General features: G+C 60.2%; 11 protein-coding genes and 2 tRNA genes. 2 read left to right on the top strand and 11 right to left on the bottom strand.

Annotation, left to right across the window (positions count from 1 at the left end; genetic code table 11):
• Positions 1-17: 17 nt before the first annotated feature.
• From ACUIAI_RS00915 to ACUIAI_RS00880, 8 genes are all read right to left on the bottom strand, one after another.
• The gene (locus ACUIAI_RS00915; protein ID WP_045923976.1) at positions 18-710 is read right to left on the bottom strand and encodes an L-ribulose-5-phosphate 4-epimerase; all 693 of its coding nucleotides are present in this window, start codon (positions 708-710) and stop codon (positions 18-20) included.
• 64 nt (positions 711-774) lie between these two features.
• A complete protein-coding gene (locus ACUIAI_RS00910) occupies positions 775-2,388 on the bottom strand; it encodes a xylulokinase (RefSeq protein ID WP_445342315.1) in 1,614 nt (537 codons plus the stop codon).
• Between the two features lie 102 nt (positions 2,389-2,490).
• Complete coding sequence (locus ACUIAI_RS00905) at positions 2,491-3,612, bottom strand: LacI family DNA-binding transcriptional regulator (protein ID WP_110412449.1); 1,122 nt, start codon at positions 3,610-3,612, stop codon at positions 2,491-2,493.
• Positions 3,613-3,650: 38 nt separating this feature from the next.
• Positions 3,651-4,358 carry a ribonuclease HII gene (locus ACUIAI_RS00900; RefSeq protein WP_445342314.1) on the bottom strand — a complete coding sequence of 236 codons (708 nt, stop codon included), beginning with the start codon at positions 4,356-4,358 and terminating at the stop codon, positions 3,651-3,653.
• Positions 4,359-4,365: 7 nt separating this feature from the next.
• Positions 4,366-5,130, bottom strand: coding sequence for a signal peptidase I (gene lepB / locus ACUIAI_RS00895; protein WP_445342313.1), 765 nt, complete (start codon positions 5,128-5,130; stop codon positions 4,366-4,368).
• 155 nt (positions 5,131-5,285) lie between these two features.
• Positions 5,286-5,657, bottom strand: a complete 372-nt coding sequence (gene rplS / locus ACUIAI_RS00890) for a 50S ribosomal protein L19 (protein ID WP_046322486.1) — start codon at positions 5,655-5,657, stop codon at positions 5,286-5,288.
• Between the two features lie 220 nt (positions 5,658-5,877).
• The gene (pgi, locus tag ACUIAI_RS00885; RefSeq protein ID WP_445342312.1) at positions 5,878-7,575 is read right to left on the bottom strand and encodes a glucose-6-phosphate isomerase; all 1,698 of its coding nucleotides are present in this window, start codon (positions 7,573-7,575) and stop codon (positions 5,878-5,880) included.
• Between the two features lie 129 nt (positions 7,576-7,704).
• A complete protein-coding gene (locus tag ACUIAI_RS00880) occupies positions 7,705-8,829 on the bottom strand; it encodes a mannose-1-phosphate guanylyltransferase (protein WP_445342311.1) in 1,125 nt (374 codons plus the stop codon).
• Between the two features lie 123 nt (positions 8,830-8,952).
• On the opposite strand from ACUIAI_RS00880, the gene ACUIAI_RS00875 reads away from it, so the two are divergent.
• Positions 8,953-9,025: transfer RNA gene (locus ACUIAI_RS00875), tRNA-Thr, on the top strand.
• Between the two features lie 40 nt (positions 9,026-9,065).
• Positions 9,066-9,146: transfer RNA gene (locus ACUIAI_RS00870), tRNA-Leu, on the top strand.
• A 78-nt stretch (positions 9,147-9,224) separates the two neighbouring features.
• Here ACUIAI_RS00870 and ACUIAI_RS00865 read toward each other — a convergent pair.
• The 3 genes from ACUIAI_RS00865 to rph form a co-directional block, all read right to left on the bottom strand.
• Positions 9,225-12,080, bottom strand: a complete 2,856-nt coding sequence (locus ACUIAI_RS00865) for a hypothetical protein (RefSeq protein ID WP_445342310.1) — start codon at positions 12,078-12,080, stop codon at positions 9,225-9,227.
• A gap of 309 nt (positions 12,081-12,389) precedes the next feature.
• Positions 12,390-13,076, bottom strand: a complete 687-nt coding sequence (rdgB, locus tag ACUIAI_RS00860) for an RdgB/HAM1 family non-canonical purine NTP pyrophosphatase (RefSeq protein WP_445342309.1) — start codon at positions 13,074-13,076, stop codon at positions 12,390-12,392.
• Positions 13,077-13,111: 35 nt separating this feature from the next.
• Positions 13,112-13,876: a ribonuclease PH gene (gene rph / locus ACUIAI_RS00855; protein ID WP_046322477.1), complete on the bottom strand. Its 765-nt coding sequence runs from the start codon at positions 13,874-13,876 to the stop codon at positions 13,112-13,114.
• Positions 13,877-13,889 lie beyond the last annotated feature (13 nt).

Here is a 13,889-nt window from a genome sequence, read left to right as displayed (position 1 = left end):
TGCTTATGTTTTCCAACTCAGTGCTGGCCGTAGACGTGCTGGTACCGGTCGTTGAGCTTGGCTATGTCGGCCGGATCGATGGGCTTGGGCGTGCCGATCTGCTCAGCCGCCCAGACCGTGTGGGCCACCTCTTCGGTCATGGCCGCCGCCTTGACAGCAGCCTCGGCATCAGCCCCCACGGTGAAGGGCCCGTGGTTGCGCATGAGCACAGCCGGGCAGCCCGGGTGATCCTTGAGGGTGTCGACCACGCCCTTGCCAATGGCCTCGGATCCGATCAGCTCAAAGGGGCCGACCGGCACGGGACCGCCGAACTCGTCACCCATCATGGTCAGCACGCAGGGAATGTCCCTGCCGGTGGCCGCCCAGGCGGTGGCATAGGTGGAATGGGTGTGGACCACGCCATAGACCTCGGGCATGTGCCGGTAGATATAAGCGTGCGATAGCGTGTCCGAGGAGGGGGCCTCGGCACCGTCGACCACATTGCCATCCAGATCGGTGACCACCATGGAGCCCGGGGTCAGGTGCTCATAGCGCACCCCCGAGGGTTTGATGACCATTAGATCGGCAGAACGCAACCGCTGCGAGACATTGCCCGCCGTCCAGACCACCAGATTCCATCTGGTCAACTGCGCATGCAGGGTGGCCACCTGCTCGCGCACCAGTTTCACCTCGTCGCGCACCTCGGGTGAATAATCAGCCAAGGACACCATCAGCAACTCCTTTTCCCGGCCCGATCCCGCTGATCCGGCCGCTTGACGTTTTCAGCTCTCGTCATCATCCCTGCAGGGGGATGGTCTTCACGGCCGCCTGCTCGATGGGCAGACCCTTGGTGAAGCGGTCGAAGAAGGTTCTGAAGCCCTTCACATCAGCCGGGTCCGGCTGCTCTGTTGTGGACTGGACGCCTGCAAAGACATTGGCATCCAGGTAGTCGGCCAGGGTCTGGTCGGCATGACCCAGGTAGTCAGCCAGGACGGCCATGCCCCAGGCGCCCCCCTCCACAGCAGTGGACATGACCTTGATGGGGGCGTTGAAGGCGGCGGCCAGGATTCGCTGGGCCACCTTGGGGGTGGCGAAGATGCCGCCGTGCCCGACCATGGTGTCCACCTGGACATGCTCCTGGCGGGTCATCACATCCATGCCGATGGTGACCGGCGAGAAGGCCGAGAAGAGCTGGGCGCGCATGAAGTTGGCTAGGGTCATCCGTCCCTCGGGGCCGCGGGCAAAGACGGGCCGGCCCTCCTCCAGGCCAGCCAGGAACTCCCCGGAATAAAAGCAGTAGTTGATCAACCCGCCGGCATCCTTGTCTCCCAGAAGGGCCTGGTTGAACAGGGTGGCGTAGAGCGCATCCCCCTTGAGATCCAGACCGGCGGCCTTGGCGAATTCCCCGAACAGCCCCACCCAGGCGTTCAGGTCCGAGGTGAAGTTGTTGGCATGGCTCATGCCGGCTGGATCCCCAGCCGGTGTGGTGACTGGATCCACCTCTGGATGGAAATCACGCAGGGGATGTTCCAGGACCACCATGGCGAAGATGGATGTGCCCGCAGACACGTTGCCGGTACGGGGACGAACCGCGTTGGTCGCCACCATGCCGGTTCCCGCGTCACCCTCGGGCGGGGCCATGGGCACGCCGGACTGCAGCTGACCACTGGGATCGAGCAGGACGGCACCTTCTGCGGTCAACGCGCCCGCATCGCTGCCGGCGGTCAATGGCTCAGGCAGCAGGTCGTGGATGTCCCAGGGCTGGGCCTGGACCTGGGGCAGTCGGGAGAAGATGTCCAGCAGGCCCTGGTCGAACTCCTTGCGGGAGGAGTCGATGGGAAACATGCCCGAGGCATCGCCGATGCCGATGACCTTGCGGCCGGAGAGCCTCCAGTGCATGTAGCCGGCCAAGGTGGTGATATAGGCCACCTTGGGCACATGCTCTTCGCCGTTCAAAATGGCCTGGTAAAGGTGGGCAATGGACCAGCGCTCAGGGATGTTGATCTTGAAGGCCTGCGAAAGCTCCTCGTGGGCCTGGCGGGTGTTGGTGTTGCGCCAGGTGCGGAAGGGCACCAGCAGCCGACCATCCTTGTCGAAGGCCAGGTAGCCGTGCATCATGGCCGAAATCCCCATGGCACCTATTTTGGTCAGCGTCACCCCGTATTGGCGACGAACGTCCTCGGCCATGGCCGCATAGGCTGCCTGCAGGCCCTGATGGATCTGGTCCATGGAGTAGGTCCAGAGGCCGTCCTCCAGCCGGTTCTCCCACTCGACATCCCCGGTGGCCAGCGTCCGGTAGTCATGGTCGATCAGCACAGCCTTGATGCGGGTGGAGCCGAATTCGATGCCCAGACTTGTCGCGCCCTCCTGTAATTCACTAACGATGACGCCTTGTTCGCCAAGAACCATGTCCGCTCCTTTGCCTGATATGTTAACGCTCACATAGTCTGGTTACAATTGTAACCGAGACCAGAGCGTCAGGCAAGCCCACTGGATGCAGGCCAACAGTAGTCAGAGGCGCTTGACGGCGTAGCCCAGAGACCGACGCTGAATCACATCCGCCTGGATCAGTCCCACCCCATGGTGGGTGACCGGGAAGTCTACCGGCTGTCCCTGGTGAAGCAGGGCCAGGACCTGCCGCATGGTGGCCACGCCCAGATCCTCAAAGCGGGGGCGAACCGTGGCCAGCGGCGGAAACATGTTGTCTACCGTGGGAACGTCGTCAAAGCCCACCAGACTGATGTCACTGGGAATGCGGATGCCGTGCTCTTGCAGGGACCGGGCCACGCCCACGGCCTGGTTGTCGTTGGCGGTAACCACGGCTGAGGGCATGGAGGTGCCGCTCATCCCACGCTGATCGATCAGATGGTTCATCAGCGTGTAGGACTCCCCCGCCTCCCAGCTGCGGGCGTGAACCACGGCCGTTCGTATACGGCAGCGGGCACAGGCCACCTTCCAGGAGGCCAGCCGGGTGGCGGCATCCCGCCACTGAGAGGGGCCGGCCATATACAGCACCCGTCGATGGCCCCGGGAGACCAGCAGCCGAGCCAGACGCTGCACAGCGCCCCACTGGTCGATTCCGGTAAGAGCTATCCGGCCGTCGCCCCGCCGGTGGCTCAGGGCTTCTTCGACGCTGGTGATGCCATGCGTGGAGGTGACGATGACACGGGGCTGGCTGACCTCTACTTGGCAGGCGGCCTGGAACATGGTGTCGGTGGGTGTCAGAAAGATGAAGGCATCCACATTCTGCTCCAGGAAGGTGCCGCAGAGCTCCTGGAATCCGGCAAGCGTGCAGGTTGACTCGTCCACCATCATGACCGACATGAACAGGCCATGGGAACGGGCCACGGTCTCAATGGCTGTGATCGATGAGACAGGTCCAAAGAGACTGACACCGCCGGCCACCAGTCCGATGGTTCGGCTGCGGCTTGAAGCCAGGGCCCGCGCAGAGTTGCTGGGTCGGTAGCCCAGCTTCCTGATGGCCTGCTGCACCTTGACCCTGGTTGCCGGCGAGACGTCCTTGGAATTGTTGATGACCCTGGACACAGTCTGGTGGGAGACACCGGCCAGACGGGCAACCTCGAACATGGAGGGGCGCTTGGACCGTGACCTGCCCCCGCTGCCTGCGGGCATGTGACCTTCTTCCGATAGCCGTTTCGACCGTTCCGATATTAGCCCTTGCCGGGACCGGATGAAGGCAAATGCCAGCTGACCCGATGCAGACGGCTGGGCCCCAGACGGTGAATGGCCTCCAGGTGTGCTGGCGACCCATAGCCCTTGTTGTGCTCCCACTGGTAGGGTGCCAGGGCGGGATCGGAGGCGGCCAGCCGAACCATGAGCTGGTCACGGGTGACCTTGGCGATGACCGCTGCGCAAGCCACACTGGCACAGTGGGCGTCCCCCTTGACCTGGGTGGAAACCTTGGGTAGAACCGGGAGGTCGGGGGCGTCAAAGCTATCGGCGGCCGGGGTGATGTAGTCATGGGGGCCGTCAAGGATGGCGGCTAGGCGGCGGTCAGGCCCCAGGTCCATCCCATGCTCCAATTCGGCCAGCGCACGCAGGGCGGCGATGCCTAGAGCGTGAACGATGCCCCACTGGTCGATCTCATGGTTGGAGCAGGCCCCCACCGCCCAGCCGGCAGCCCAATTCTCCAAATCCCGGTACATGGCCAGCCGACGCGCAGGAGTCAGCATCTTGGAATCCGCCACCCCGTCAGGAACCTTCAAATAGGGCAGGTCAGTGGACCTGACCGCCACCACGCCGACCATGGCCGGACCCGCCAGGGCTCCCCGGCCGACCTCGTCCAGGCCCAGCACATACTCAGCTCCCTGGTCAGCCAAGGCAGCCTCAGTGGCCAAGGTTGGCAGAATCCGCCTCACAACCGGTTCAGTCCTGCGTCGGGTCAGGCACAGCGTCAAAAACCTTGTGCTGGTTATTGAGCAGCTTCCAGCTGCCCACCGGGTAATAGGTCAGCAAGGCAGTGCCTTTGATGTTGTCTATGGGAACCAGACCATTATGGCCGTCGTCCTTGTGCAGGCGGGAATCTGCAGAGTTGGAGCGGTTGTCACCCATGACGAAGACATGCCCAGGATCGACCTTGATTTTGAAGGGGAAGGAGCTTGGCTCTACTCCTGGGCGCAGGTAGGAACTCTCGTCAAGGGCTACACCGTTGACGGTGACCGGGGCGCCATGACCCTTGCAGGCCACCGTGTCGCCGGGCATGCCAATCAGGCGTTTGACCAGGTGATTGCCACGGAAGCTGGGCGAGGATTCATCACCGAGCCAGTCAGCTGGATCAGTAAAGACCACCACATCCCCACGGCGGGGAGCCACCATGGATCTGGTCAGCCTATGAGTGGTCAGGATTCTGTCCCCGACGCCCAAGGTGTTCTCCATGGAGCCGGAAGGGATGATGTAGTTGCAGATCAAAAATATGCGCAGGATGGAGACGACTACCAGCAGGACAACCAGCTCGAACAGGAACTCGGGCAGAAAGCCACGCTCGCCAAGACGTGGGTGGCTGCCCCTGGCGGAGCCGCGTCCACCAGGGTGGCCGTGGGCATGACGGGGTGGCACCGGGGCTGAGGTGGCCTGCCTGCCGTCCGGGTACCAAAGTCCTGACGGGGTCGTTTCCTCATCCCGAAAGGCCATATTCACTCCTTGTCATCCGCAGAAAAACACACACTAACTAACAGAATAGGTCCCGCATGCCTCATAGCGTACACACCCAAGCATGAAAAAACCCGGGAGAACTGCATCCCGGGTGTTTACGGCCAAGGTCTGGGCTGAATCGCCCCGGCAAAATCCTACTTGTCGGACTCAGCCTTGTTGTCGCGCCGCTCGACAATGCGGGCGGCCTTGCCGTGCAGCCCACGCAGGTAGTAGAGCTTGGCACGGCGGACACGGCCGTGGCGCAGCACCTTGATGGAGTCAATCTGCGGGGAGTGCAGAGGGAAGCGACGCTCGACGCCCACGCCGAAGCTGACCTTGCGCACCAGGATGGTCTCGCGCACACCGGAGCCCTGACGGGCGATCACCACGCCCGTGAAAGCCTGGATACGGGAGTTGTTGCCCTCGGTGATGTTGACGTTGACCTCGACGGTATCGCCGGGACGGAAGTCGGGGATCTGCTCCGCAGGCTTCATGTGGCTGGCGTCAAATTCCTGAATCGCGTTCATACTGTTCCTCCATGGCCGCCGCACGTCGACCCATGTCATGGACCGCAATCCACAAGGAAGCGATCCTGAACGGAACCCAACGGTCTGCCGTCGGGGGTGCCGATCCGCCGGAACATCCGGCTGGACCTGAAAGGAAGGGAGCCCATGCGGCAGCTGCCCTTCCGGCAAACAACTGTCCAATAATATACCACGAGCCGGACCTGCAAGGCCCGGCTGGGCATCAGCGGCGGTGGGCCCTGTAGAAGGCGATCAGAGACCTAGTGGACTGATCCTGCTCGGCCAGCGCCTGGTCGTCCCGGGAGATGGCCGGAGTGATCTCACGGGCCAGCTTCTTGCCCAGCTCAACTCCCCACTGGTCGAAGGAATCAATGCCCCAGACGGTGCCCTCGGTCAGTGTGATGTGCTCGTAGAGGGCGATCAGCTCGCCCAGGGCTGCCGGGGTCAGCGCATCGCCGAAAATGGAGGTGGTGGGCCTGTTGCCAGTGAAGACCCTGGCCGGGACGATGGCCTCGGGAGTGCCCTCGGCACGGACCTCATCAGCGGTCTTGCCGAAGGCCAATGCCTTGGTCTGGGCCAGGAAGTTGGCCAGGAAGAGCTCGTGCACGTCCTGGTCGCCGTCCTTGGCCGGGTTGGGGGTGTTGGCGAAGGCGATGAAATCAGCAGGAATCAGACGGGTGCCCTGATGGATCAGCTGGTAGAAGGCATGCTGGCCGTTGGTGCCGGGCTCCCCCCAGAAGATTTCTCCGGTCAGGCTGGTCACCGGAGTGCCGTCCCAGCGCACGGACTTGCCGTTGGATTCCATGGTCAGCTGCTGCAGGTAGGCCGGGAAGCGGTGTAGATACTGGTCATAGGGCAGAACGGCGTGCGAGTGGGCACCGAAGAAGTTGACATACCAGACGTTGAGCAGACCCATCAGGGCCACCACGTTCCGATCCAGAGGAGTGGCGCGGAAGTAGCGGTCAACGGTGTTGAACCCCTTGAGGAACTCCTCGAAGCGCTCGGGACCGATGGTGATGGCCAGGGAGGTGCCCACTGCGGAATCCACCGAGTACCGGCCGCCGACCCAGTTCCAGAAGCCGAAGACGTTGTCCGGATCGATGCCGAAGTCGCGCACCTTGTCCAGGGCCGTCGAGACGGCGATGAAGTGCCGACGGATGGCCTCGGCCGAGAGGTCCTGGCCGTCCTTGGACAGCAGGCCACGTTCCCCAAGGTTCTTCAGGAGCCAGGTGCGGGCCTGGCGGGCGTTGGTCAGGGTCTCCAGGGTGGTGAAAGTCTTGGAGACGATGATGAAGAGCGTTGTTTCCGGATCCAGATCGTGCGTCTTCTCGGCCAGGTCGTTGGGATCGATGTTGGAGATGTAGCGGGCGCTGATGCCGGCATCGGCATAGGGCTTCAGAGCCTCGTAGGCCATGACCGGGCCCAGGTCGGAGCCACCGATGCCGATATTGACCACCGTGGTGATCCGCTTGCCGGTCAGACCGGTCCAGCTGCCCGAGCGGACCTGGTCGGCAAAGGCATAGATGCGCTTGAGGGTATCGCGGACGTCGCCCACCACATCCTGGCCGTCCACGATCAGCCTGCCGCGGTCCTCCTCGGGACGGCGCAGGGCTGTGTGCAAAACGGCCCTGTCCTCGGTGTTGTTGATGTGCTCGCCGTTGAACATGGCCTCGATCCGCTCCTCAAGGCCGACCTCGCGGCCCAGCTGGGCCAGCAGGGACAAGGTCTCGGGCTGAATCAGGTTCTTGGACAGATCAATATAGAGATCGCCCAGCTCGAAACTGAGCTTTTCGGTGCGCTGCGGGTCCTTGGCGAACCATGCGCGCAGATCGATCCCCTGGCGCTGCATGTCGTCGAAGTGCTGGTGCAAGGCCGCCCAGGCCTTGGTACTGGTAGCGTCCACTGGAGGATTGATGGCCATGGTTGTTCGGGTCCTTTCATGAGGTGATGCCCGGTCTGCCGAGCACCCGGTTCTGTATCCCAAACTACTCACAAAAGCAGACAGAAGACAACAAAATCGGCCAATCTTCTGAGCCGGGCCGAATTGCTGTCAGAGTATGTCGTCACAGCCGTACTGGGCCAGCTTGGCCACCATGTCCTTGACCTCCTGGCTGCGGGCCCGAGGGGCCACCAGGAGAGCGTCGGGAGTGTCGACGACGATCATGTCATCCACACCAAGAAGGGCGACCGTGCGTTCGGAGCCGGGCACGACCATGTCTCCAGCTGAATCCAAGTACATGACCCGGTCGGCATCACCCAGAATCTTGATGTTGCGTCTGTTGGACGACGGAAGCAAACCCGCCACTGAATTGAAGTCGCCGATATCATCCCAATCGAAGCCCCCGGGAACAACCGCTACGCCGCCAGCCGCCGATAGTGGCTCGGCTACGGCATAGTCGAAGGCGATCTTCTCGATGCCCGGCCAGTACTCCTCCATGGCCTGGCTGCGCGCCTGCTCGCCCTGGTCCCAGACCCGGGCAATGGCCATAACTGCGGCGTGGAGCTCCGGCTTATAACGACGCAGGCAGTCAAGGAGCACCTGCGCTTGCATGACGAACATGCCGGCATTCCACCGGTACTCCCCTGTTGACAGGTAGGCCTGGGCCGTAGAGGCATCCGGCTTCTCTACGAATTCGCTGACCAGGTGGGCATCCGGAGCCCCGGGAATGCGATCGGCCAGGGAGGGGCCTTGGTGGATGTAGCCGAAGGCGGTGGAGGGACGGGAGGCTGCGATACCGATGGTGGTCACATAACCGGCTCGGGCCGCTGCCACCGCCTGCTCCACTGAGGCAGCGAACGCTTTGTCGTCTCGGATGACGTGGTCGGCGGCGAAGGAGCCCACGATGATTTCCCCACCGTGCCGCTGGGCCAGCACAGCAGTCGCCAAGGCTATAGCCGCCGTAGAATCGCGAGGAACAGGCTCGGCGAAGAGCGCGTCCTCAGCCAGATCCGGAAGCTGCTGACGCACCTGGTCCACATGCCGCTGGCCGGTGGAGACGACCACATGATTGGCCCCGCAGATGCCAGCCAGCCGGTCAAAAGTTCCCTGGATCATTGTTCTGCCTGAACCCAACAGATCGTAGAGGAACTTGGGCCGGTCCTGGCGGCTCAATGGCCAGAGCCGGGTACCCACGCCACCGGCCGGAATGACGGCATAGAAATCATTGAGATCCATGCCTTCCATTGTGTCAAGAAGCTTGTACACCCTCGGTCCAAAGCCCAAGGCGTTTTTTATCGCGCGCATCCAGTATGATGTAGCATGTTGTCTTCTTCCGGTATGTCCGGACGGGAGGCGAAGGCCACTTTAGCTCAGTTGGCAGAGCGTCTCACTCGTAATGAGAAGGTCGACAGTTCGATTCTGTCAAGTGGCTCTTCTACCAGCTGCTTTTTAAACGGCGAGGTATGTCGTACGCGCGAGTGGCGTAATGGTAGCCGCGCAGGATTTAGGTTCCTGTGTCTTCGGACGTGTGGGTTCGAGTCCCATCTCGCGCACAGGAAACACAAGCAGGGCCTGCGCTCATACCCCAAATTCCATGGATACGAGCGCAGGCCCTGCCTTATGCCGCGGAATCAGTATCGGCTCTCTTGCCTGTTCCTTAGACAGGCGACAAAGCCGACCAGGCCCAGTGCCAGCATCGCTAGTATCTTGAGCACGGAAAGCGGCCATCCTCCAGTGAGGGGCAGGGAGGCATTGGAGGGCCGGAATTCCAGCGCGTGCGATACTGCGGCTGACTCGTTTCCTCCCTTGAAGTTGCCGCTTTGAGGATCAGGGCTTTCAGCATCATCGGAAGAAACCTGGGCAGTGATTCTCCCCTTGTTTATCCCCTCAGGAGTACTCGCCTGCCATGAACCCTGGTCTCCCACGGCGACATCGGTGCTTGTATTGCCGGGCCAGGTTATATGGACCAGAGTGCCTTTGGTCTCAGGAATCCTTATATTACCGTTGACATACTTGTATGCTTTCCCTCCTACTTGGAAAGCATCATACCGTTCCAAGGTCAGAGTGGTTGGCGTGATGTCAACCTTTTGGTTGATGGAAACCGGATCCGAAGGGGCATTCAGCGGGTTGATCATCTTGACCTGGAAGGTATACTTCTCTGTCTCGTCGTCACCGTTGTAGGCCTTGAATTTGTCAGCTGGTATGTTCAAGCTCCAGGACCATGTGGAAGCCGTCGTCTTGACGACATTCAGCACAGAGCCTGACGTGGGGTCCGTGAAGGAGGGAGGCCCAGTATTGACCGCCGAGTCCCTCTGGAAGGTGTTGGACGGAGTGGTCACCAGACTGGTCCAGTCCGAGGCAGTGTTCTGTTTCATGGAAATGGCCATCTTGGAATCGGTCATCCCCAGACCTCCCGAAGACCAGGCTGTATATATAGGTGAAACCGTGCCCTTGAAGGTGACGACCGAGTTTGCCGGCAGATTCCCGTTTTTCGTATGGGGCACCGTAACAGAGAGCTTGCCATCGGGAGCCTTCTCGTTGGAGACGAAATAGGCTGTTCCTATGTTCGAGAAGAGCGAGGTCAAACCAAACCCGGAGGCTGACTCAGTTACCCAGGCGTGATAGCGCCTGTAGCCGTTATACTTATTGCCGGGATCCGGCGACGGATACTGCTTGTTGGTGTCCTGTATCTGCCAGGACCCTCCCTGTTTGCTCTTGGGATCAACCTTGCACACGGTCTCTCCCAGCTTGAACCCCCAGGAGTCCGAACTTTTCACCAAGTCATCACTGCTCTTGCTCTGCCCTTTCTTGAAGGGTTTGCTGGGATCCTCGCCATAAAGGGTAACCGTGTTGGGATGCGTGTCGTCTTTGGAGGGAGTGCACTCACCACTGACCACCGGATCAAGCGTGCCGGTATAGACGCTCCCCGAGGCATTCAAGGAGCCGTCGGCATCATTCTGGATGTTGGTTATGGTCGGATCGTTGGGACGAGGCACGTCATACTTATAGAAGGCAGTGTCAATGGTCCATCCCGTGTCCAGATTCTTATCCTTTTGCGTAGCATCCATATCGTCCGTTATGCCGACAAGACCCACTCGCATTGGGTTGTATACTTCTGGGTTGACCGTGCAGTTGTTGCTGGTGCCGGTGTCATCCATATTCCTGGTCACAGGCCAGGTGACCAGCTTGAAGTACCCGTCGAAGCCCTCTTGTTCCGTAATGCGCTTGAAATCGATTGATCCGTCTTTTGCCTGCGGACCCGTCGGATTTGCTGCGTTCACGTTCAGCTCGTTTGCTGGACCTGTCGCCGGCTGCGCTATATTCGAGGCTTGAACGCCGGAATTATTAGCGTTGTTGGTTCCCACATCGTATTGAATGCCCCAGGAGGTTGTCTTTGCATTGTTCTTGCTGATTTGTTGTTTATTGCCTAACAGTACGGGTTTGGGGGTCAAGGAATCGACAGGCATCCACTGGCTGTTTTTAAGACCAACCCACTGGTAGTAGTAAGAATCGGTCTTGGAGCATATATTGCTCCTGCCTCGGACATTGAACCAATAGACAAAGAAGGAGTTGGGCGGTGCTATCCCTGGGTTATAGGGTTTGCTCTGACTGTTTCCCAGATCAACTGAAAGCCCATAATCGGTTACCAGGCCCCAGTTGGCCTGATTCCCGCTCCACAGCACCGGATAATTGTCCCAGCCGACAAAGGATGCAGGCCCGCTGCAGCGGTTCGGATCGTTGGCGTAGCAATCGCCCATGTACAGCTTTATGTTTTTCCCCTGATCTGCAGTGATGTTGGAGACCGTATCGCCTAAACCGACCAAAGATTCAGGATGGAAGTCATAGCAATCATCACCATTATAAGCCCACGGGGAAGAGCCGCAGGTCAAAGTATTCTGCGGACCAACAACCGCATAGAGGTTGAGCGGCTGAGGATAACCCCCCGCCTGGTAATATTGCGGGTTATCGTTTTTGTCTCCATAAGACAAATCTCCTTCAATGGAGATTACCAGAAAATCATAAAGGCCAGAGTTGATCACCTTGTGGACCGTGAAGTATTCGTTCTGGTTATACGCCCATTTCACTGCACCAGCGCCAGGGTCGGCAATAGAAGTTGGTTTATTGGGATCACTGCTGTCTGACGGTATGGTCTGCATATAACGCAGTCGCCGATAGTGCGTTTTGCTGGTCTCTCCTTCAAATTCATAGAAGAAAGACAATGCACAAGTTTGCGTTCCAGCCGCAGAGGAATCATCCCCGTTTTGGCATTGCGGATCGAAAGCGCCATGCTTCACACGCAGGATGAAGTCCATGCGCAGCTCATCCTCGTAGGAATCAATTTTGTCATTATAAGCCAGAAGTTTATAGAGCAATGGCTTTGCGCTTGCTGTTGCGCCTTGCGCATCGGTGGCATTGGCCTGGTTTGCCGAAAGAGCGCTCAACCCAAGGGGAACGACCATGGCCAGCGTCGCCAAAAGAGTTATCAAAACAGCGATGATAGGGCGATCCACATGCTGTGGACCCTTAGTGCCCCGTTCTTGCAAATGCTTCAACACGCTACCCCCCACACCACGATGAGACCATCTCTAGGATCAGATGGACTGCACGCTTGATATGTCCCCAGTGCAGGCCACAAAACCTTAGATCACAAGTGCCGCATCTTCATTTACGGTGTCTTCTATCCCCCTTACTTGCTTTAAGGGTACCGAAATTGAAGGCGTAATCTGGGATTCAAATAGGGTGTTTTCACAGCCGGTATTCCACGGCCTTTCACGGTGTTGACTCCGCCAGGCCTATCAGCCTTTTATATGGCCGTCCCCCAGCACCCAGCTGACGAGAATCGGCATGATGGCTGCCAATGCTTTGCCCCTGTGCGATATGGCATTCTTCTGGTCCGAGGTCATTTCCGCCGAGGTTAGCAGTCGCTGTTTGCCGGTGCCCTGCGGCTGATTCCTCGGTACGAAGATCGGGTCGTAGCCGAACCCGTTTTCCCCACGTGCCTGGCGGATGATGGTTCCAGGCATCTCGCCAAGCCTGGTCACCTGGCACCCACGGACGGCATATCCTGGCACATCCGGAACGACCAGGGCGGCAGCACAGACAAACCGCCCTCCCCTGTGGTCGTCAGGAATGTCGTTCAGCTGGTTCAGCAAGAGCTCCAAGTTGGCCTGGTCGTCGCCGTGGCGGCCACTCCATCTTGCCGAAAGGATCCCCGGGGCGGCGCCCATCACATCAACGACCAGCCCCGAGTCGTCCGCCAGCGCGGGCAGACCGGACTCATGGGCAGCCTGCCCAGCCTTGAGAAGGGCGTTCTCCTGAAAAGTGGTGCCGGTCTCCACCGGATCGGGCAGGCCCAACTGGCCGGCCGAAACCAACTCGATCCTCTGACCCTCATCGGCCAGGAAACCGTCAAGTATGCAACGAAGTTCACGTAGTTTGCCCTCGTTGTGTGTGGCCACAACCACTGTTTTGACCTGCCCCATACCGATCCTTTTCGCTAAAATGCCCGCCCCAGGCGTCAGTCAGCTGCCAGAGCTTTGCGCTGAGCGGCCTGAAGCTCCTTGTTCCCCTTGGATGCCAGGTCCAGCAAGAGGCCGAGCTCTTGACGGCTGAAGGGTCGATGCTCCGCCGTTCCCTGTATCTCTATGAAATCGCCGGAGCCTGTCATCGACACGTTCATATCGGTCATGGCCCGGCTGTCTTCCAAATAGGGAAGGTCCAGCATGGGCTTGCCATCGATGATGCCCACCGAGACGGCCGAGACGCAATCCTTGGTCACCTTGTCGGCGCTGCGGATGTGATGGTGGTCCTGGGCCCATCTGAGGGCATCGACCATGGCCACATAGGCGCCGGTGACTGAGGCGGTACGAGTGCCGCCGTCGGCCTGAAGCACGTCGCAGTCAAGCTGAATCTGATTCTCGCCCAGAGCCTTCATATCCACAACGCCACGCAGGCAACGGCCTATCAGCCGGCTGATCTCCTGGGTGCGGCCGCCGACCTTTCCCCGGACCGATTCTCGTGCAGTCCGGTCGCTGGTGGCCCTGGGAAGCATGGCATACTCGGCCGTAACCCAGCCCAGGCCGGAGTCCTTGCGCCAACGGGGCAGCGTCGGGGTAAAGGAGGCGGTGCACATAACCCGGGTCTTGCCACACTCGATCAGCACCGAACCCTCAGGAGCCTCCGTCCAATGCCTGGTGATGACGACCGGTCGCAACTCATCAGCCGCCCTGCCGTCAGGCCGTAGCACGGCACCCTCCTGGAGCATGTCCTTGATAGCAACCATCAGTGATGATCCT

Source organism: Bifidobacterium sp. ESL0827 (assembly GCF_052606685.1).
This window is presented reverse-complemented; position numbering and strand designations above follow the sequence as displayed.